Annotated in this window: 19 protein-coding genes; 5 read left to right on the forward strand and 14 right to left on the reverse strand. The window is 60.2% G+C overall.

Annotated features, from left to right (window positions below; translation table 11 throughout):
* Window positions 1-43 precede the first annotated feature (43 nt).
* The 6 genes from ACG2K1_RS05710 to ACG2K1_RS05735 all read right to left on the reverse strand — a co-directional run bounded on the left by ACG2K1_RS05710 (window position 44) and on the right by ACG2K1_RS05735 (window position 4,674).
* On the reverse strand, window positions 44-502 hold the full coding sequence (locus ACG2K1_RS05710; protein ID WP_009426142.1) for a hypothetical protein: 459 nt from the start codon (window positions 500-502) through the stop codon (window positions 44-46).
* 147 nt (window positions 503-649) lie between these two features.
* Window positions 650-1,651 carry a DNA polymerase III subunit delta gene (gene holA, locus ACG2K1_RS05715; RefSeq protein ID WP_395428469.1) on the reverse strand — a complete coding sequence of 334 codons (1,002 nt, stop codon included), beginning with the start codon at window positions 1,649-1,651 and terminating at the stop codon, window positions 650-652.
* A 79-nt stretch (window positions 1,652-1,730) separates the two neighbouring features.
* Complete coding sequence (gene lptE, locus ACG2K1_RS05720; RefSeq protein ID WP_395428470.1) at window positions 1,731-2,198, reverse strand: LPS assembly lipoprotein LptE; 468 nt, start codon at window positions 2,196-2,198, stop codon at window positions 1,731-1,733.
* Between the two features lie 299 nt (window positions 2,199-2,497).
* Window positions 2,498-3,088 carry an SMC-Scp complex subunit ScpB gene (scpB, locus tag ACG2K1_RS05725; RefSeq protein ID WP_395428471.1) on the reverse strand — a complete coding sequence of 197 codons (591 nt, stop codon included), beginning with the start codon at window positions 3,086-3,088 and terminating at the stop codon, window positions 2,498-2,500.
* On the reverse strand, window positions 3,085-3,891 hold the full coding sequence (gene recO / locus ACG2K1_RS05730) for a DNA repair protein RecO (protein ID WP_395428472.1): 807 nt from the start codon (window positions 3,889-3,891) through the stop codon (window positions 3,085-3,087). Before recO ends, scpB begins: the two co-directional genes overlap by 4 nt.
* A gap of 75 nt (window positions 3,892-3,966) precedes the next feature.
* On the reverse strand, window positions 3,967-4,674 hold the full coding sequence (locus ACG2K1_RS05735; protein ID WP_395428473.1) for a hypothetical protein: 708 nt from the start codon (window positions 4,672-4,674) through the stop codon (window positions 3,967-3,969).
* A 67-nt stretch (window positions 4,675-4,741) separates the two neighbouring features.
* Between ACG2K1_RS05735 and ACG2K1_RS05740 the strand changes: the two genes are divergently transcribed.
* Together ACG2K1_RS05740 and ACG2K1_RS05745 are read left to right on the forward strand one after the other, a co-directional pair.
* Entirely contained in the window at window positions 4,742-4,990 is a 249-nt protein-coding gene (locus tag ACG2K1_RS05740; RefSeq protein ID WP_036495453.1) for an NGO1151 family protein, read from the forward strand.
* A 60-nt stretch (window positions 4,991-5,050) separates the two neighbouring features.
* Entirely contained in the window at window positions 5,051-5,857 is an 807-nt protein-coding gene (locus ACG2K1_RS05745; RefSeq protein ID WP_009425094.1) for a basic amino acid ABC transporter substrate-binding protein, read from the forward strand.
* Between the two features lie 137 nt (window positions 5,858-5,994).
* On the opposite strand, the gene ACG2K1_RS05750 is transcribed toward ACG2K1_RS05745, so the two are convergent.
* Window positions 5,995-6,204: a hypothetical protein gene (locus tag ACG2K1_RS05750; RefSeq protein WP_036495452.1), complete on the reverse strand. Its 210-nt coding sequence runs from the start codon at window positions 6,202-6,204 to the stop codon at window positions 5,995-5,997.
* Between the two features lie 194 nt (window positions 6,205-6,398).
* Here ACG2K1_RS05750 and nrdG point away from each other — a divergent pair, with 194 nt between their 5' ends.
* Complete coding sequence (nrdG, locus tag ACG2K1_RS05755; protein ID WP_009425092.1) at window positions 6,399-6,965, forward strand: anaerobic ribonucleoside-triphosphate reductase activating protein; 567 nt, start codon at window positions 6,399-6,401, stop codon at window positions 6,963-6,965.
* A gap of 91 nt (window positions 6,966-7,056) precedes the next feature.
* Window positions 7,057-8,838: an anaerobic ribonucleoside-triphosphate reductase gene (gene nrdD, locus ACG2K1_RS05760; RefSeq protein WP_395428474.1), complete on the forward strand. Its 1,782-nt coding sequence runs from the start codon at window positions 7,057-7,059 to the stop codon at window positions 8,836-8,838.
* A 237-nt stretch (window positions 8,839-9,075) separates the two neighbouring features.
* Here nrdD and ACG2K1_RS05765 read toward each other — a convergent pair whose 3' ends face one another.
* From ACG2K1_RS05765 to ACG2K1_RS05785, 5 genes are all read right to left on the reverse strand, one after another.
* Window positions 9,076-10,188, reverse strand: a complete 1,113-nt coding sequence (locus tag ACG2K1_RS05765) for an ABC transporter permease (RefSeq protein WP_395428475.1) — start codon at window positions 10,186-10,188, stop codon at window positions 9,076-9,078.
* Window positions 10,189-10,239: 51 nt separating this feature from the next.
* Window positions 10,240-11,697 (reverse strand): TrkH family potassium uptake protein, encoded by a 1,458-nt coding sequence (locus tag ACG2K1_RS05770; protein WP_009425089.1) that lies wholly within the window; start codon window positions 11,695-11,697, stop codon window positions 10,240-10,242.
* Between the two features lie 196 nt (window positions 11,698-11,893).
* Entirely contained in the window at window positions 11,894-12,418 is a 525-nt protein-coding gene (locus ACG2K1_RS05775) for a hypothetical protein (protein WP_395428476.1), read from the reverse strand.
* Between the two features lie 167 nt (window positions 12,419-12,585).
* Window positions 12,586-13,980: a Trk system potassium transporter TrkA gene (trkA, locus tag ACG2K1_RS05780; protein WP_395428477.1), complete on the reverse strand. Its 1,395-nt coding sequence runs from the start codon at window positions 13,978-13,980 to the stop codon at window positions 12,586-12,588.
* Window positions 13,981-14,144: 164 nt separating this feature from the next.
* Window positions 14,145-15,017, reverse strand: a complete 873-nt coding sequence (locus ACG2K1_RS05785) for a YicC/YloC family endoribonuclease (RefSeq protein WP_395428478.1) — start codon at window positions 15,015-15,017, stop codon at window positions 14,145-14,147.
* 95 nt (window positions 15,018-15,112) lie between these two features.
* Here ACG2K1_RS05785 and rph point away from each other — a divergent pair, with 95 nt between their 5' ends.
* On the forward strand, window positions 15,113-15,841 hold the full coding sequence (rph, locus tag ACG2K1_RS05790; RefSeq protein WP_009425085.1) for a ribonuclease PH: 729 nt from the start codon (window positions 15,113-15,115) through the stop codon (window positions 15,839-15,841).
* Window positions 15,842-16,194: 353 nt separating this feature from the next.
* Here the strand turns inward: rph and argC are convergent, their stop codons facing one another.
* Both argC and adhP read right to left on the reverse strand, forming a co-directional pair.
* Entirely contained in the window at window positions 16,195-17,253 is a 1,059-nt protein-coding gene (gene argC, locus ACG2K1_RS05795; protein ID WP_395428479.1) for an N-acetyl-gamma-glutamyl-phosphate reductase, read from the reverse strand.
* Window positions 17,254-17,382: 129 nt separating this feature from the next.
* A complete protein-coding gene (adhP, locus tag ACG2K1_RS05800) occupies window positions 17,383-18,420 on the reverse strand; it encodes an alcohol dehydrogenase AdhP (RefSeq protein ID WP_009425082.1) in 1,038 nt (345 codons plus the stop codon).
* Window positions 18,421-18,772 lie beyond the last annotated feature (352 nt).

Consider the following 18,772-nt stretch of genomic DNA (forward strand, 5'->3'; position numbering starts at 1 on the left):
CCGTCTGAAAACCGGAAATCCGTTTTCAGACGGCCTATGTGGTTTAGCGGAAGCGGCCGCCTTTACCCTTGCCTTTTCCTTTGCGCTGCTGCGCCTGCATTTCCTGCATGGCTTTGATTTGCGCCTGACGGTTTTTGGCGTTGAAGGGCGAGGTTTCTTTGAAGAATTTGTGCGCTTCTTCGGGCGGGCAGTTGTTGTTGGCCATGCAGTAGATGAGCACGGCGTCTTTCTGCGCCTGTCCGCCGCTGTTGTACATGCGGCGCAGGTCGGCGGGATTGATGCGGCCGCTTTCGGGGTCGATGTTGAAGGATTTGAGGCGGTCGGCAAACTGTTTGCGCTGGCGTTTCACGGCCCACACGGCGAGCAGGGCAATGATAGCGGCGGCAAGCAGCACGCTTAACACGGCCACCCACCAGCGCACGCCGAAGAGGATGAGGATGCCGGTGATGACGGCGGCGATGATGGAGATGCGGATGGCGGGTTTGACAAACATCGGGTTCATGGCGTTTCTCTTTATTGGTGTTTTGCAAAGGGCGGATTGTAAACCGAAACTGACATTCGGCGCATCTTTCTTAACGCGGCGCGAAGCGGTTTGCCATGCGTTTCAGACGGCCTCAGCCGGTGCGGCGATGGCGGGCATCAATGCGCTCTAAGCGGCCAAAGCGCAAACCATCTGGCGAAAGGCCGCCCAGGCGTCGCCCGTTTCCGCGCCTTTGATGATGCGGTCGGTGCGGGCGCATTCCTGTAAGGCGGCGATGAGGCGGGTGATGCCGATGCGGCGGGCGGCCTGCGGCGCGAGGGTTTGTTTGTCGCCCCACAGGCGCAGGCTGCCGCGCACGGCCTGCACGCTCTGCCCCTGTTTCAGGGCGGCGGTGAGGCGGATGAGGGTGCGGATGTCTTCAGCCAGCACCCACAGCAGCAAAACAGGTTCTTCGCCTTCGGCTGCCAAACCTTCGAGCAGCCTGACGGTGCGCGCGGCGTCGCCGCCCATCCATGCGGCCGACAGTTGGAAAACGTCGAAACGGGCGACGTTGGCCACGGCCTGTTCCGCTTCGGCCATACCAACGGCGTGTCCCGGCGGATAGAGCAGGGCGAGTTTGTCGATTTCCTGTTTGGCGGCCAAAAGGTTGCCTTCGACGCGTTCGGCGAACAGGGCGAGGGCGTCGGCTTCGATGTCGAGATTTTGCGCTTTCAGACGGCCTTTGATCCACGCGGGCAGGGCGTGGCCGGACACGGCTTTGGCTTCGTAGACGCTGCCGTGTTTGGCGAGGGCGGCAAACCATTTGGCCTGCGTCTGCGCTTTTTCCAGCTTGGGCAGCAGAACGAGGGTAACGGTGTCCTCGGGCAGGTTTTCCGCCAGCTTTTGCAGGGCGTCGCCGCCCGCTTTGCCCGGTTTGCCGTTCGGAATGTGGATTTCCAGCAGTTTCAAATCGGCGAAGAGGCCGATGCTGTTGGCGGACGACAGGATTTCGTCCCAGTCGGCGGCGGTTTCCGGCGTGTATGACTCGCGGTTGAGATAGCCCTGTTTTTTCGCGGCGGCGCGCAGGGTGTCGAGGGCTTCGACGCGCAGCAGATCTTCTTCGCCGTGGATAACGCAGAGGGGCGGCAGGGGGGTGTCGGGGGTGAGGGTTTCGATGTTTTGTACGGGCATGGCGCAAATCGGATGTGCTTTCAGACGGCCTCCGAAGAAAGAAGGCCGTCTGAAAAACGGGAAAAACGGAAAATGGCGCTCAATGGGGCAGGAAGGAGAGGCGGCGGACGATCTGCTGCGCCGCGTCTTCGGCCATTTCGTTGCGGATCATGGTTTCCTCTTCCTGTTTGCCCAGTACTTCGCTGTCGGCATATTCGAGGGTGCGGCGCACTTCCACCACGATGGGCGAGCCTTCGGCCTTGCCGTTGCGGTAAACCTGTGCCTGCGCTTTGAGTGCCAGGCGGTATTCGCTGACGAGGGCGGCACGGGTGATGGTGAGCACGTCTTTTTGCGTTTCGACGTTTTCCACTTTCAACACGGCCTGCGCGGCGGCGGCGGAAGCGGGCGTGCCATCGGCGCGGCGCAGGGCGTTTTCCAGCGGGCGTTGCAGCTCTGCGCCTTCGATGTGCCAGGTTTGGTAGGGCAGGCGGTCGTAGGCTTGCGTGCCTTTGAGGTGGAAGCCGCAGGCGGCGGGAAGCAGGGCGGCGGCGAGCAGGAGTTTTTTCATCGTTGTTCCTCGGCGGCGGCACAAAGGCCGTCTGAAAGCGGAGGCCGTCTGAAAACAGGCGGCGTTGCGGTATGCGCGTTTGCGGGTATGGCGGCGGGAGGCCGTTGCCGCCTATGCGGGATGGGGTTTCTGAAAAAGCGGACGGGGTTTGCGGGTCGGGCGCAGCAGCCGTTTCAGACGGCCTGCGGCGCAAGGCGGCATTCTACCGCAGAATGCGGCGGACGGCTGAGGCCGTTTCCGCCTGCGGAATGGCGTTTCTGAAAGCGAAACTAAAACGGGGCGGACAGGGAAAAGCGGTTTCAGGCGTCTTCCGTTTCTTCTTCCGCACCGTTATCCGCACCGGCCGCCTGCGGCAGTTCGGGCAGGACGAGTTCGCCCAATTCGGTGAGCGGCGGGAGCTGTTCGAGGGAATCGAGCTGCAAGTCGGCGAAGAAGGCGGGCGTGGTTGCCCACAGGGCGGGGCGGCCGACGGTGTCGCGGTGGCCGATGGTTTCTATCCAGCCGCGGTCGAGCAGGGTCTGCATCACGTTTTGCGAAACGGCAACGCCGCGTATGTTTTCGATGTCGCCGCGCGTGACGGGCTGCTGGTAGGCGATGATGGCCAGGGTTTCCATCACGGCGCGGGAGTAGCGCGGGCTGCGCGTTTCCTGCAAAGCGCCCAGGCGCGCGAAGGCGGCGGGGGCGATTTGGAAGCGCCAGCCCTCGCCGCTGTGGACCAGTTGCAGGGCGCGGTTCTGCCAGCGGGCTTTGAGGCTGCCGAGCACGTCGATGAGTTTGTCCTGCGACAGGGGCGGGTCGCACAGTTGGCGCAGGGCTTTTTCGCCGAGCGGTTCGGACTGGGTGAGCAGGGCGGCTTCGATGAGGGCGTCGGGCGGGAGGGTGTCGGTCATGGCTGTGTGTCGGTGTCGGCGGTTTTTTCAGACGGCCTTTCGGGCTGCGGGAGGCCGTCTGAAAAGGCGGTTTGGAAGGTTTGCAGCTGTTGCAGGACGCGGCGCGACTGTATGCCTTCGGGCAGGCGGAAGTCGAGCAGCAGACGGGTGATTTTCAGCGCCTGCTGCTGTGCGGCGCCGCTGTCGAACACGCCTTCGCGCAGCTGCAACAGGGCGCTGCCTGCGGCGGTGACGGCGGTTTTGCCGTCGGCGCGGGTGTCGGGCGGAACAATCTGCGGCGGCTGTTCGGGTTCGATAAGGTAGTGCGCCTGTGCGCTGACGGGCTTGCCGCCGATGTCGTATTCGAGATCGGGCGCGTAGCCCAGTTCGCTTAAAAGCTGCCACTCGAAGCGGCGCAGGGCGGCTGTGTGGACGGCTTGGGTGCAGACGGCGGCAAGGGCTTGGTCGAGGGCGTCGTAGAGGCGCGGGTGCGGGTCTTCGCGGGCGGTGAGTTTGAGGACGAGTTCGTTGAGGTAGAGGCCGCTGAACAGGGCGCGCCCCTGCGGCTGCGGGCGGCCGCCCAGCCATTCGGCGCGGTGCAGGGTTTTGAGTTCGGCGCTGCCGTACCACGATACGCTGACGGGCACGAAGGGAACGAGTACGCCGCGCAGCTCGCTCTGGCGTTTGCGCGCGCTGCGGGCAATCAGGGCGACGCGGCCGTAGCGGCGGCTGTACATTTCGAGCCGCAGGCTGCTTTCGCGCCACGGGGCGGCTGAGAGCAGGAAGGCGGGTTCGTGGTTGATGCGGCTGTTTTTGTCGGACATGGCGGGGAATGCGAGAGGCCGTCTGAAAAAGCGCTGCCGGTTTGGGCAGGCGCTTTTTCAGACGGCCTTTGCCGTTTATTTTTTGCTGTATTTGACGTCGTATTTCAATTCGGTCAGCACGTTTTTCAGGTTGTAGTCGAGGATGTCTTTCACCAAATCGGGCATTTCGCTCTGCACGGCCTGATAAAGCTGCTGGTTGAGATTGGCGGCCTGGCGGGTGATGGCGGTGCGTACCAGGCCGTTGACGGCGTCGGTCAGGTGCGGCATCAGGCGGTGCAGCAGGCGCTCCACCAGCTCCTGTTCCGAAAGGCAGAACACGGGGCGGGAGGCGGGCACGCCCTGCGGGTCGAGAACGTTGACGCTGACGGGGATGTCCTGCGGGCTGAATGCAGCGATGGTTTCGCCGTCTTTGTCGCCCTCTGTGTCGCTTTGCGCCTGCGGCGCGGCATGATGTTTCGGGTTGAACCAGACGGTTTGTCTGTCGAGCACGTTTTGCGTTTTGACATTGCCCTGCAGGGCATTTTGCGCGTTCAGCCAGTCTTCTTCGAGCAGCACGGTGGCGTCGGTTTCCGTCAGCTCGCCCGCCAGCGCCGCGTTGTGGCGGTTTTGCCAGTTTTTCAGATAGTTTTGCAGGATTTGCTTTTTGTATTCGGCATGCGCACGGTGGTTTTTCGGCGCGGCATTCTGCACGGGCGCGGCGGCTTCGCCGGCAGGAGCGGGTTTGCCGCGTTTGGCGCGCATCTGCTCCAGTTTTCTTTCCCATTCGGGCTGATTGTTCGACATGGTTATCTTCGGCGGTACGGCTTATAATGCGCGCCATTTTAACAGAAAACCGCGAAAGGTTCGGACGATGGCAGACATCGAACAGCGTTTGGAATATTTGGAAGAAGCCAACGAGGCGCTGCGTATGCAGAACCGCGTTTTGGCCGTGGCCTTCAAAGGCCTGCTGCGCGGCCTGCCGGCGGAAACGGCGCAAAACGTGGTCGAATCCGTGCAGCTTGCCTTTGAAGACGAACTCGACCGCCTGGCCTACGAAGACAGCCCGCATGTGGATTTGTTCCACGATGTGACTTATGCCTTTTTCCGTGAAAAAGAGTAAATTCGTGATAAACTCGCGCCCTAATCAGAAAACGACCGAAAAATCGAAAGGAACCGGATTATGAAACCCGCAAAAACCAAACTTTTCGCAGCCGTGCTGGCCTGCGCGGCTCTGCTGGCCGGCTGCGGCGGCAGCCAGACTCAAGACCAAAGCCAGGCTTCCGCCACCGCAGGCGGGCAGGATGCCGGCAAAGTCTACCGCGTTGCTACCAACGCCGAATTTGCCCCGTTTGAGTTTATGGACAGCAATAACAATATCCAAGGTTTCGACATCGACCTGATGAACGCCATGGCCAAAGAAGGCGGCTTTAAAGTCGAATACAAACACCAGCCGTGGGACAGCCTGTTTGCCGCGCTGGGCAACGGCGACGTGGACATCCTTGCCTCCGCCGTCACCATCACCGACGAGCGCAAGCAGGCGATGGATTTCTCCGATCCTTATTACAAAATCACCCAAGTGATTCTTGTGCCGCAGGGCAAAAACATCAAATCGGCGGAAGACTTGAAAAACGTCAACAAAGTCGGCGTGGTGACCGGCAACACAGGCGACTTGGCCGCAGGCAAAATCCTCGGCGCCGACAGCAGCAAAATCGCCCGCTTCGAGAACATTACCCTCGTTACCAAAGAGCTGGAAAACGGCGGCCTCGACGCCGTGATCAGCGACAGCGCGGTGGTGGCCAACTATGTGAAAAACAACGGCAGCAAAGGCTTCACTATGGTTTCCGTGCCCGATTTCACTGAAGAAAACTACGGTTTTGCCGTGCGCAAGGGCGATACGCAGACCCAAGCCATGCTCAACGGCGCACTGAAAAAAGTGCGCGAATCGGGCGAGTACGATCAGATTTCTGCCAAATACTTCGCCAAATAAACGGGTTTTCCAAACATCAAAAGGCCGGATGCAACGCATTCCGGCCTTTTTTCTGTGCGGCAGATACGGATTCGGGGATTCGTGCCAGGAGGCCGTCTGAAACCTTTTCAGACGGCCTCCGCCAGCATTTCGCGGGCTTAACGCCCGAACAGCTCCGCCACCATCTTCGCCTCCTCCTCCGTATAGCCCGCGCCGTTGAGTTTGGCGGCGAGGACGAATTCTCCGGTCAAGCCCTGATCGGCGCAGGTTTCCCGCCAGATACGCAGGCGCTCCTTATCGTCGACCTTGTTTTTCAGACGGCCTATCGCGCGTGCGGCCTGTGCCGCCTGTTCTGTTTTTTTGTCCATATCTGTTTTCCGTGTCATTCGGATGCGCCGACACCGCTTTCAGACGGCCGCAAACTCTTTATCAATAAAAATAAGCAAATTATAAAATTTACAATCGCTATGGTTGCACCTGCCGATGATGCCGACTAGAATACTACATATAGTATTCAAATAAGCAAATTCATACTATATATAGTATTTTAAGGACAACCGTTATGCAGACCCTGAAATTCACCATCGAGCAAATCGTATGGCAGGAAGTGCCGGGCGAAGTGTCGCTGGCGTTTCTGTTTTCAGGCTGCCAGCTGCGCTGCAAGGGCTGCCATAGCGCGGATACTTGGAAAGTGGGCTTGGGGCAGGAATTGACTGTTGAATACCTTAAAGGCCGTCTGAAACGCTATACGGGCTTGATCAGCTGCGTATTGTTTATGGGTGGCGAATGGGTGCCCGATATGCTGGAAAAAATGCTGCAAACCGTGGCGGCGGCGGGCTTGAAAACGTGTTTGTACACCGGCTTGGAGCGCGAGGAGCTGGAAGCGGTTTCAGACGGCATCATCCCGCTTTTGACCTATCTGAAAACCGGCCGCTGGGTGATGGAATTGGGCGGCTTGGACAGCCCGACGACCAACCAGAAATTTACCGATTTGCGCACAGGCGAGGTGCTCAACCATTTGTTCGTTAAAGACAAACCCGCGCCCAACAAAGTGATTCCGATTGCCGCCCCCGCGGCGGCAGCGGCAGGCTTGGCGGAGAACCGCGAAGCCCTTCTTCAGACGGCCTGAACCGTCTGTTTTCCCCCGTTTTCAGGCTGCCGTCTGAAACCCGCAAAGGCAGCCTGAAAACCATTCCAACCCAACTTTAGGAGGATTTAACATGATTCGGCTGCATCCCGAACAGTTAAACGGCAAACTGCAGTTCATGCACGACTATATTTCCGCCCACAACGCGGCCGACGGCTCGAAGATGGACGCCAACGCCAACGTTACGCAGAAAAACATCGCCACGATGGAAGCGGAAATCATGAAAGACTTTTTCGTGCAGATGAACCGCGCCCAAGTATCGCGCAAAATCGCCGAGATTTTCGACGAAGACACCGCGCGCGAATACATCCGCCAAATCGAGGCGCACGAAATCTATGTGCACGACGAAACCAGCCTGAAACCCTATTGCGTGTCGGTAACGCTGTATCCGTTTTTGCTCGACGGCCTAAGTAAGCTCGGCGGCGAATCGAAAGCGCCCAAGCATCTGGCGTCGTTCTGCGGCTCGTTTATCAATCTGGTGTTTGCCATCAGCGCCCAGTTTGCCGGCGCGGTCGCCACCGTGGAATTTCTCACTTATTTCGACTACTTCGCCCGCAAAGACTACGGCGAAAATTATCTTGAAACCCACGCCGCCGAAGTCTCCAACCATCTGCAGCAAGTGGTGTACAGCATCAACCAGCCCGCCGCCGCACGCGGCTATCAGAGCGTGTTTTGGAATATTTCGCTGTACGACCAATACTATTTTGAAGCCATGTTCGGCGATTTCGTCTTCCCCGATTTTGAAAAACCGGTGTGGGAAAGCGTTGCCAAGCTGCAAAACTTTTTCCTGAAATGGTTTAACCAAGAGCGCACCAAAGCCGTATTGACCTTCCCCGTGGTAACCGCCGCCATGCTCACCGACGGCGGCAAGTGCAAAGACGGCGTGTTTGCCGACCAAATGGCCAAAGAGTTGGCAGAAGGCAACTCGTTTTTCGTGTATTTGTCGGACAACCCCGACTCGCTCGCGTCCTGCTGCCGCCTGCGCAACGCCATCGAAGACCGCACTTTCAGCTACACGCTCGGCGCAGGCGGCGTGGCCACCGGCTCGATTAACGTCATCACCATCAATATGAACCGCTTGGAACAAGACGGCCGCGATTTGGCCGCCGAAGTCGCCAAAATCCATAAATACCAATACGCCTACCGCAAGCTGATGGAAGAGTACCAGGCCGCCGGTATGCTGCCCGTGTACGACGCCGGCTTTATCACGCTCGACAAACAATTCCTGACTATCGGCATCAACGGCATGGCCGAAGCCGCCGAAGCCAACGGCATCACCGTCGGCTACAACGACGACTACATCCAGTTTGTCCAAAGCCGTCTGAAAGTGATTTTTGACGCCAACCAAGCCGCCAGCCGCCACTACGGCGTGAAATTCAACACCGAATTTGTGCCCGCTGAAAATCTCGGCGTGAAAAACGCCAAATGGGACAAAGCCGACGGCTACAAAGTCAGCCGCGACTGTTACAACTCCTATTTCTACGTGGTGGAAGACGAGCAAATCAACGCGCTCGACAAATTCCTGCTGCACGGCAAGGAACTGGTGGACTGGCTCGACGGCGGCTCTGCGCTGCATTTGAACCTAGACGAAGCCCTGCCCGAAGCCGGCTACCGCTCGTTGCTCGACATTGCCGCACGCACCGGCTGCAACTACTTCTGCGTCAACGTGCGCATCACCATCTGCAACGACTGCGGCCATATCGACAAACGCACCCTGCAAGCCTGCAGCGGCTGCGGCTCGCACGACATCGACTACGGCACCCGCGTCATCGGTTATCTCAAACGCGTGTCCGCCTTCAGCAGCGGCCGGCGCAAAGAACACGCGCTGCGGCATTACCACCGCGAAGCCGCTTAGACACATAATGCAGGCAAAAGGCCGTCTGAAAATCCAAAACACGTGTTTTCAGACGGCCTTTTTTGCCCCCGACGGAGCGGGCGAGTAAGACGGCAGGTTTTGGGACGGTTTTATAAAGCTTGCAGGCCGGTTAGACGGCCTTTTGCCTTTTGGCGGCCATCTGAAAAAGCGCGGGAGCAGATTTCAGACGGCCTTTCTTTCAGGCTGCGAATGTTTCCGAAAAAACGGCAGACGGGGTCAGCCCTGCTGTTCCAGCATTTTGCGGAAACGCAGCAGCGCCAGGACGAGGAAGGCGGTGCCGATCAGCGCCATCACCAGCATCTGGCTCCACACGGTTTCGATGCCCGCGCCGCGGAAAACGATGTTTTGCGAGAATTTCATAAACTGGGTGAGCGGCCAGTATTCGCTGGCGATTTGCGCCGCGCGGGGCATATTGTCGCGCGGCGACGAGCCGCCTGCGAAAAGGTTCATCACGATGTAGACGGGCAGAATCAGCATGCCGAACTGCCCCATGGTCGGGGCGAAGGTGGAAATCATGATGCCCAGGGCGGCGGCGGAAAACATAAAAAGCGCCATGCCCGCCGCGTAGAGCAGGAGCGAGCCCTGTATCGGCACGCCGATGCCAAAATGGACGACAAACCACAGCGAGCCGAGGGCGGCAAGCATAATCACCGTGCCGTTGGCGAAGATTTTGCCCATCATCAGCTCGAAAGCGCTGACGGGCATCACCAGCAGATGTTCGATGGTGCCGCGTTCGCGCTCGCGGATCACGGCCGCACCCGCCAGCAGCATCAGCAGCATCAGCGCCATCGTGCCGATTTGCGAGGTGGGCATAAACCATGAGCTTTCGCCGTTGGGATTGAATTCGGCGGTGATAACGGGTTTGACGATCACCGGCAGTTCGCGTCCGGCAAAGGCGTTGGTTTCGCGGCTGAAAATCTGCGACAGATAAGACGCGCCGACGCCCGCCTGCGTGACGGCGGTGGCATCGATAAGGAGCTGCGCCGAGGGGCTGCGTCCCAAGAGTACGTCGCGCTCGAAATGCGGCGGGATTTCGAGGATGAAGGTGTATTCGCCCTTGTCCATCGCTTCGGCGGAGTCTTCGCGCCGCACGTCGCGCACGGTTTTGAAATAGGGCGGCTGCACGGCATCGCGGATGCGCATCGACAGTGCGGAGCGGTCGAGGTCGATGATGGCGACGGAGGCGTTTTTCACATCGGTGCTCACCTGCGCCATCTGGTAGATGGTGGCGGTGAAGATGTAGGCGATGAGCAGCATCAGCACGGGATCGGTGAGGACGCTGCGGAATTCTTTCAGCGTCAGGGTGAGGATGTTTTTCAGGGTACGCACGGTTTTCTCCCTTTCAGACGGCCTTTTGCCGAAACTCCGCTTTCAGACGGCCTATTTGCGCCAGTAGTCGGGCGTGAACAGGATGAATACGGTGAAGATTTCCAGCCGCCCCAAGAGCATCACGGCGCAGCAGATCCATTTTTGCAGGTCGCTGAGGGCGGCATAGTTGTAGGCCGGACCGACGGTGCCCAAGCCGGGGCCTGCGTTGGTGATGCAGGCGATGGCGGCGGAGAGGGCGGTCACCAAATCCATGCCGCTTGCCATCAGGCCGAGGGTGGCGGCGACGACGGTCATGAAATAAACGAAGATAAAGGCCATCACGGCCATCGCCGTGCGGTCGGACACGGAGCGTTTGTTGAGTTTGACGGTGCGCACGGCGTTGGGGTGCAGCAGCAGCGACACTTCGCGCAGGCTGAATTTGGCAAGGACGAGGGCGCGGGCGAGTTTGATGCCGCCACCCATCGAGCCGGTGTTGGCCAGCACGTTGGCTAGAAAAAACATCCACAGGGTGACAAACAGCGGCCACACGGCAAAATCGGTGTTGGCAAAGCCGCTCGCCAGTCCGGTGGAAATGAAGTTGAAGCCGACGTAGCGCAGCGCTTCGGGCAGGGAATAGAAGCCTTTGTACCACATATACAGGCTGGCGGCGGCGATGCTGGCGGCCAGCACGACAAGCATGATGCGCGATTCTTCGTCGCGCCAGTAGGGACGCGGCGATTTTTCCTGTGCGGCGGCGAAGTGGTTGGCGAAATTAATGGCGCCCAGCACGGTGGCGGCGGCGATAACGGCTTCGATGGCGGGCGATTTGTAGAAGGCGATGCTGGCGTCGTGGGTGGAAAAGCCGCCCAGCGAGAAGGCCGACATGGCATGACACACCGCGTCGAACCAGCCCATGCCCGCCCATTTGAGCGCCATGCAGGTGATGAGGGTGAAGGCGAGGTAGACCAGCCACAGGCGTTTGGCCGTCTGCGAAATGCGCGGCGCCATTTTGCTGTCTTTGTCGATGCCGGGGATTTCGGCTTTGAAAAGCTGTGTGCCGCCGACGCCGAGCATGGGCAGGATGGCGACGGCCAGCACGATGATGCCCATGCCGCCGAACCAGTTCATCATGTGTCGCCAGAAGTTCACCGACGGGGCGAGGGTGTCGAGGCTGGAAATAACCGTTGCGCCCGTGGTGGTGAGGCCGCTCATGGCTTCGAAAAAGGCGTCGGTGTAGCTGGCAGACGGGTAGTGGAAATAAAAGGGCAGGGCGGAGATGGCGGCGAAGCCGAGCCAGAGCAGGAAAACGAGGGTGAAGCCGTCGCGCGGGCGCAGCTCGCGGTGGTGCTTGCGCGTCGACGCCCACACGGCCACCGAGCCGGCCAGCGTTACCAGCGAAGTGCTGGCGAAAGCGGGGAAGGCGGAATCGTGGTAGAGGTAGGACACCAGCGTCGGAATCAGCAGCAGCAGCGCGTAGAGCGCGGCCAGCTTGGAGAGGACGTGGATAATCGGGGCGATTTTGTAATACATGGTGTTTGTGTTGCCGTTTTGTTGTTGGCCGCGCGGCAGCGGCGTTTTGGAAGCGGTATTTCGGTTTTCAGACGGCCTTTTGCGGCTTGTAGGCCGTCTGAAAAGGGGTTTGCGGCGTGGCGGAGAACGTGTGCGCCGCCTTGGGGCGGTACACCCTACCGGTTTGCCGCCTTTGGTTTTGGCTTTTCAGACGGCCTCAATAAACATAAAGCCTGCCCGATGCCCAGCCGCAGGGCAGGTGTCCGGTGTTGAGAACGGCGAGCAGGTCGAGATGGAGGGAAACGGCCGCCCCGCTTTTCGTGTGTTCTGCGGCCGCGTATTCCAAGAATGCACCCAAAACGATGGCATAGAGGGCGTCGCAGATGTCCTGTGTTTTCAGTTTGCAGCGTTTGGCCGCCGCTTCCCACTGCGGCCTGCGGGCATGGAAAAACGCGGCGGCGGCCGGGCCGAGGCGGTTGGCCTGTGCGCCGAGCACGGCCGGCACTTCGTTTTGCGCTTCACGCTGCACGCCTTCCCACAATTCGTCGTCGTCCAGCCATTTTCCGGCTTTGGACAAGGTGTCGGCCCGCACGCAGTCAAACGGGGCGAAGGCGGCATCTGTGTCAAACGGCAGGCCGGCCTGTGTCAGCCAGCGGCCGGTATCCGGCATTTTGTCGGCGGCGAAACGGTCAAAAAGCGCGGCGGCCTGCGGTTCGGGGCGGATGGGTTTGAGTGGTTTCATAAACGGAAATCTTTGTGTCCGGCGGTTTGAGGCCGTCTGAAAACGGGCTTGGGGAGGCGTTGTTCTTACTGTGCTGTGTGTGATGCGGCAGAAACCGCGTGCGCGGCTGCGCCGCACACCTTGTTTGTCGGTTTTTAACTTCGTTGAAGCTACGCTTTCAGACGGCCTCAACCGAAGAAGCCGACTTTCACCTGTATCAGTTTTTCCAACTCGCGCAGGACGCGGCGGCGGGAGACGAAGAAGATAAGGTGGTCGCCGTCCTGCATTTTCACGTCGTCTTTGTGCCCCATCACCACTTCGTCGCCGCGCACGAGGCCGGCGATGTGGCAGCCGGGCGGCCATTTGATGTCGGACACGCGGCGGCCGACGAGGGCGGAGGTGTCTTTCGTGCCGTGGACGACGACCTCGATGGCCTCGGCGTGGCCGCGCCGCAGCGGGTGCACCGCCGCCACGTCACCCGGGCGGATGTGGGTGAGGATGTTGCCGATGGTGATCATGTGCGGCGAAACGACGATGTCGATCTGGTTGCCTTCGAGCAGGTCGACATAGCGCGAGCGGTTGATGATGGTGATCACGCGCTTGGCGCCGAGGTCTTTGGCCAGCAGGCTGGCCATGATGTTGTTTTCGTCGTCGTTGGTGAGGGCGAGGAAGACGTCGATTTCGTCGATGTATTCGTGTGAAAGCAGGTTTTCGTCGGTGGCCGAGCCTTGCAGCACGAGGCTGGTGTCGAGGTGTTCGGCCAGCCATTCGGCGCGCTGCGGGTTGTGTTCGATGATTTTGATGTCGTAGGTTTTTTCGATTTGTTTGGCCAAGCGGTAGCCGATGTTGCCGCCGCCGGCGATCATCACGCGGCGGGTGCGTTGTTCGAGCGGGCGCAATTCGCGCATCACGGTTTTGACGTGGCGGCTGTCGGCGAGGAAAAACACTTCGTCGCCTTCGATAACGACGGTTTCGGCGGTGGGGACGATGAGGCGGTTGTTGCGGTAGATGGCGCAGATTTGGCAGTCGACGCCTTCGGGCAGGTGTTCGCCGATGGTAGCGATGGGGCGGTTGACGAGCAGGCCGCCGTTGTGCGCCTGGACAACGGCCATGCGGGCTTTGTCGTCGGCAAAACGCAAGACCTGCAAGGCGCTGGTGTAGCTCAACAGGGCGGACAGGCGTTCGGTCACGAGTTGTTCGGGGTGGATGGAGTCGGTAACGGCGAAGGCTTCGAGCACGCTGTTGTCTTCGTCGCCGCCGTATTCGAGGTAGTCGGCCAGGCGCACGCGGGCGATGCGGTTGGGGATGTTGAAGAGGTCGGCGGCGATGCGGCAGGCGGCCAGGTTGGTTTCGTCGTGCCGCGTCAGCGCCAGCAGCATGTCGCTGTCGCCCGCGCCCGCCGCCGCCAGCAGGCTGGGCGAAGCGCCGTTGCCGACGATGGTCTGCACGTCCAGCTGCGTGCCGATGCGGCGCAGGGCGTTTTCGTCGGTGTCGATGATGGTGACGTCGTTGTTGGGCATGGCGGCGAGGTTTTGCGCGATGGTCGAGCCGACCTGGCCGCTGCCGAGGATGAGGATTTTCACGTTGTCTGCCGGTTTGCGGGAAAGGCGGCATTTTAAACCAAATCCCGCGCCGACACCCGCTTGCGGGATGCCGCAAAACGTTTCGGCTCCGCCTGAAGATGCGTTTTCAGACGGCCTCTTAATATGGAGGCCGTCTGAAAACGGGTTTAGGCCGTCTGAAACGGCTATTCGATATTCTGTACCTGTTCGCGCATCTGCTCGATCAGCACTTTCAGCTCCACCGAAGCCTGCGTGCATTCGGCGGCTATCGCCTTGCTGCCGATGGTGTTGGCTTCGCGGTTGAGTTCCTGTATCAGAAAATCCAGCCGCTTGCCGATGCTGCCTTTGGCTTCGGTAACGATGCGGCGCACTTCGCCGATATGCGTTTTCAGGCGGCTGAATTCCTCATCCACATCCGCTTTCTGCATGAACAGGGCAAATTCCTGTTTCAGACGGTCTTCGTCGATATTGGCCACCGCCTCCGCCAGCCGCGCACGGGCTTTGTCCAAATGCACCTGCACCAGCGAAGGAAACTGCCCCGCCAGCGCATCGACGATGCCGTCCATCGCCGAAAGCCGCTCCAGAATATGCGCTTTGAGCTTTTCGCCCTCGCGCGCACGGGCGGCGGAGAACTCGGCCAGCGCGTCGTCCAACAGCGACTGCACGGCCAGAACAAAGGTTTCTTCGTCTTCCGACTGCGCCGCCAGCACGCCGGGGAAGTGCAGAATGTCGGCCACCGTCAGCTTGCCCAAACCGCCGAACTCACCGCGCCATTTGTCGTTCAAGGCCGCCAATTCGGCCGCCAGCGCATGGTTGACCGACAAAGCCGCCGCGCCCGCCGCGGCCGTCTGAACCTGAATGCGGCACTCGATTTTGCCGCGCGCAGCCGCCGCTGCGATTTTCTCGCGCAGGCTGCCTTCCAAATGCCGCAGATCATCGGGCATTTTGAACTGCACGTCGAGATAGCGGTGGTTTACCGCGCGGATGTCGAGATTGATGCGCTTGCTGCCGCATTCGCCGGCGGCGTTGGCAAAGCCCGTCATGCTGTGGATGGTCATGTTTTTACTCCGTTTCGTTAAAGACGAGTGAAATCGGGCGGCAATATAGCACATTTGCCCGTGCTATAATTTGCATTTTTTAACAGAGGGAAACCATGCAAACCTATGCCCGCACCGGCCGCGCCGCCGACCAACTGCGCCCCCTGCGCATCACCCCGCACTTTCTCCCGCACGCCGACGGCTCGGCGCTGATCGAATGCGGCAGCACCCGCGTTATCTGCACCGCCAGCATCGACGAAAACGTGCCGCCCTTTTTGCGCGGCAAAGGCCAAGGCTGGGTTACCGCCGAATACGGCATGCTGCCCGCCTCCACCGCCTCGCGCATGCGCCGCGAAGCCGCCGCGGGCAAACAGAGCGGCCGCACGCAGGAAATCCAGCGCCTGATCGGCCGCTCCCTGCGCGCCGCCGTTAACATGGAAAAACTCGGCGAACGGCAGATTCTGATCGACTGCGACGTGATTCAGGCCGACGGCGGCACGCGCACCGCCTCGATTACCGGCGCCTACGTCGCCCTCGCGCTGGCCGTGCGCAAACTGCTTTCAGACGGCCGTATCGCCGAAAACCCGCTGGTGTCGCAAATCGCCGCCGTGTCTGCCGGCATCGTCGGCGGCGTGCCGCTTTTGGATTTGGACTATCCCGAAGACTCCGGCTGCGACAGCGATGTGAACATCGTGATGAACGCCGACGGCGGCATCATCGAAATCCAGGGCACGGCCGAGGGCGCGGCTTTCTCGTTTGACGAACTGGCCGAACTCGTGCGCCTGGCGCAAAAAGGCATAGTCACACTGGCCGCCGAGCAGAACAGGGCGCTGGCGGCCGTCTGAAAACAACGCTTCGGCAAAGTTATAGTGAGCCAAAATAGAAAAGATACAAGGCAGCAAGCCGCAGACAGTACAGGTAGTACGGGGCAGGTTTTCTTGGCATTTCCAATGCCTTAGAAAACCGCCCTCTTTGAGCTAAGGCGCAGCAACGCCGTAGATTTTTTATTTTGGCTCACTATAAAACACCGCCCCGACAAAACCGCCCGCACGGCTAATCCGCATCGCGGGCGGTTTGCGTAAAACAAGCGGCGGGCTTGGTAAAAAGGCCGTCTGAAAACCGAAAAAGGGGTTTTCAGACGGCCTTTGCACTCTTGCCGCGTACGGACGGGAACGGTTTGTACGGTGAGGTCGGTGCTTTACGGCAAGAGGGCGGTGCGCGGCAGGCCGGTGTCTTCGGCGAAGCCGAACATCACGTTCATATTCTGCACCGCCTGCCCGGCCGCGCCTTTGACGAGGTTGTCCTGCACGCTCATCAGTATCCACAAGTCGCCGCTGTCGGGCGCTTTCTGCGCAGCGATGCGGCAGACGTTGGCGCCGCGTACGCTGCGGGTTTCGGGCGTGCTGCCTGCGGGCATCACGTCGGCGAAGGGGCTGGCGCGGTAGGCGTTTTCCAGCAGCGTTTGCGGGTCGGCGCCGCTTTTCAGGTGGACGTAAAGCGTGGCGTGCATGCCGCGTATCATCGGCGTAAGGTGCGGCACGAACACCAGGCCGTCGGCTACGCCGCTTTGCAGGGCGGACAGGGTTTGCCGGATTTCGGGCAGGTGGCGGTGTCCGGCCACGCCGTAGGCTTTGAAATTGCCGCCCGCCTCGCAAAAGAGCGTGCCCACGGCCGCTTTGCGCCCCGCGCCCGACACGCCCGATTTGCAGTCGGCAATCAGCGGCATGCCCTCGCGCAGCGCGCCCTCCTGCAGCAGGGGAACGAGTGCCAGCGACACGCAGGTGGGATAGCAGCCGGGGTTGGCGACCAGACGCGCTTGGGCGACGGCGTCGCGATTGAGTTCGGTCAGCCCGTACACGGCCTGCGCCGCCCAGGAGGGGCTTTCGTGTTTCATGCCGTACCATTTTTCCCATTCGGCCAGGTCTTTCAGGCGGAAGTCGGCCGACAGGTCGATCACGCGCACGCCGCTCTCGAGCAGGGCTGGTGCTTCCTTCATCGCCACGCCGTTGGGGGTGGCGAAAAACACCGCGTCGCATTCGGTCAGCGGCGCGTCTTCGGGGGCGGCAAAGCTCAGGCCGTCGTACACGCCGCGCAGGTTGGGGAAATAGTCGGCCAGTTTCACTCCCGCCTCGCTGCGGCTGGTGACCGCCGCCACTTCGGCGTAAGGGTGTGCCGCCAACAGGCGCAGCAATTCGACGCCGGTGTAACCTGTTGCGCCGACGATGCCGATTTTGATTTTTTTCTGTGCGTGGTTCATTGCCGTGTCCTTTGCAGAGTGGGGAAGGGGCGCAGTGTAAACCCATTCTTTACATGGGAAAAGGCCGTCTGAAAAGCCATGCGGCGGGTTTTCAGACGGCCTCTGAGCCTTTGGGCTGTGCTTTACGCTTTATACGGTGCAGCCGCAGCTTTTCATATCTATCACCATGCGGCCTTGGATTTTGCCGTCGCGCATTTCTTGGAAGATGTCGTTGGTTTCGTCCAAGCGGCGGGTTTGCACCACGGGAACGACCAGCCCTTCCGCGCCGAAGCGGAAGGCTTCGGCCAAATCTTCGCGCGTGCCCACCAGCGAGCCGACCACTTCGATGCCGTCGAGCACCATGCGCGGAATCGACAGATCCATGGTTTCGGGCGGCAGGCCGACGGCGACGACGCGCCCGCCCGCGCGCACGGCGTCCACGGCGGAATTGAAGGCGGCGCGGGACACGGCGGTAACGACCGCCGCATGGGCGCCGCCGGTTTTTTCCTGTATGACTTTGGCCGCGTCTTCCTTGGCGGCATTGACGGTGATATCGGCGCCGACTTCTTTGGCAAGCGCCAGTTTGTCGTCGTTAACATCGACGGCGATAACGTGTGCGCCGAACACTTTTTTCGCATACTGCACGGCCAGATTGCCCAAGCCGCCCGCGCCGTACATGGCGATCCACTGGCCGGGACGCACGCCCGAGACTTTGGTGGCCTTGTAGGTGGTGACACCGGCGCAGGTAATGCTGCTGGCCTGCGCGGGATCGAGGCCTTCGGGCACTTTCACCGCGTAATCGGCGTCGACGATGCAGTGCGTCGCCATCGCGCCGTCGGCGGTGTAGCCTGCATTCAAAACGGTGCGGCACAGGGTTTCGCGGCCGGAAACGCAGTATTCGCACGAGCCGCAGCTTTTGAAGAGCCAGGCGATGCTGACGCGGTCGCCCGCTTTGAGCTTGGTAACGCCCGGCGCCACTTCCTTCACGATGCCGATGCCTTCATGGCCGAGCACGCGGCCGGGTTTTTCGCCGTAATCGCCGGCGGCAACGTGCAGGTCGGTGTGGCACACGCCGCAAAATTCCACTTCCACCAGCGCTTCGCCGTATTCCAGCGCGCGGATTTCCTTTTCGACGATGTCTACGTTGCCGTTGCTGTTTTGGGTGACGACTGCTGCTTTCATTTTCATGTTTCTTCTCCTTGTGGTCGGTTGGAAAGGAAGGGCGAGTATTACCGGCTCGGTGGCGGAGGGTCAAGCAATGGATTTTTGCCAAATCATTGAAACGGTTAAATTTGTTATGGTATAGCAAGTTTGAATGGTGGAAATGTCGGTGTTTTAAAGTATGAAAAAATCTGTTTATGAATGATTTAACGTGTAGGCGTTTTTTCAATGAAGAATCGTCATGTGTAAATTTTCTTTACATTTTACCGCAAAACGGGCAAAGGCCGTCTGAATATCCTGTTTCAGACGGCCTTTACGCCTTCGCCGCGCCGTTTGTGGAAACGGCGGCCGCTCCGTATAATCCGCGTCCTTTGTATTC

Origin of the sequence: Neisseria sp. 23W00296 (assembly GCF_044772855.1) — a bacterium.
Lineage (GTDB): Bacteria > Pseudomonadota > Gammaproteobacteria > Burkholderiales > Neisseriaceae > Neisseria.

What these genes read in the sequence shown, in the direction of transcription:
- ACG2K1_RS05710 (WP_009426142.1), bottom strand. Translation starts at nt 502, where the DNA reads ATGAACCCGATGTTTGTCAAACCCGCCATCCGCATCTCCATCATCGCC.
- holA (WP_395428469.1), bottom strand. Translation starts at nt 1,651, where the DNA reads ATGCCCGTACAAAACATCGAAACCCTCACCCCCGACACCCCCCTGCCG.
- lptE (WP_395428470.1), bottom strand. Translation starts at nt 2,198, where the DNA reads ATGAAAAAACTCCTGCTCGCCGCCGCCCTGCTTCCCGCCGCCTGCGGC.
- scpB (WP_395428471.1), bottom strand. Translation starts at nt 3,088, where the DNA reads ATGACCGACACCCTCCCGCCCGACGCCCTCATCGAAGCCGCCCTGCTC.
- recO (WP_395428472.1), bottom strand. Translation starts at nt 3,891, where the DNA reads ATGTCCGACAAAAACAGCCGCATCAACCACGAACCCGCCTTCCTGCTC.
- ACG2K1_RS05735 (WP_395428473.1), bottom strand. Translation starts at nt 4,674, where the DNA reads ATGTCGAACAATCAGCCCGAATGGGAAAGAAAACTGGAGCAGATGCGC.
- ACG2K1_RS05740 (WP_036495453.1), top strand. Translation starts at nt 4,742, where the DNA reads ATGGCAGACATCGAACAGCGTTTGGAATATTTGGAAGAAGCCAACGAG.
- ACG2K1_RS05745 (WP_009425094.1), top strand. Translation starts at nt 5,051, where the DNA reads ATGAAACCCGCAAAAACCAAACTTTTCGCAGCCGTGCTGGCCTGCGCG.
- ACG2K1_RS05750 (WP_036495452.1), bottom strand. Translation starts at nt 6,204, where the DNA reads ATGGACAAAAAAACAGAACAGGCGGCACAGGCCGCACGCGCGATAGGC.
- nrdG (WP_009425092.1), top strand. Translation starts at nt 6,399, where the DNA reads ATGCAGACCCTGAAATTCACCATCGAGCAAATCGTATGGCAGGAAGTG.
- nrdD (WP_395428474.1), top strand. Translation starts at nt 7,057, where the DNA reads ATGATTCGGCTGCATCCCGAACAGTTAAACGGCAAACTGCAGTTCATG.
- ACG2K1_RS05770 (WP_009425089.1), bottom strand. Translation starts at nt 11,697, where the DNA reads ATGTATTACAAAATCGCCCCGATTATCCACGTCCTCTCCAAGCTGGCC.
- ACG2K1_RS05775 (WP_395428476.1), bottom strand. Translation starts at nt 12,418, where the DNA reads ATGAAACCACTCAAACCCATCCGCCCCGAACCGCAGGCCGCCGCGCTT.
- ACG2K1_RS05785 (WP_395428478.1), bottom strand. Translation starts at nt 15,017, where the DNA reads ATGACCATCCACAGCATGACGGGCTTTGCCAACGCCGCCGGCGAATGC.
- rph (WP_009425085.1), top strand. Translation starts at nt 15,113, where the DNA reads ATGCAAACCTATGCCCGCACCGGCCGCGCCGCCGACCAACTGCGCCCC.
- argC (WP_395428479.1), bottom strand. Translation starts at nt 17,253, where the DNA reads ATGAACCACGCACAGAAAAAAATCAAAATCGGCATCGTCGGCGCAACA.
- adhP (WP_009425082.1), bottom strand. Translation starts at nt 18,420, where the DNA reads ATGAAAATGAAAGCAGCAGTCGTCACCCAAAACAGCAACGGCAACGTA.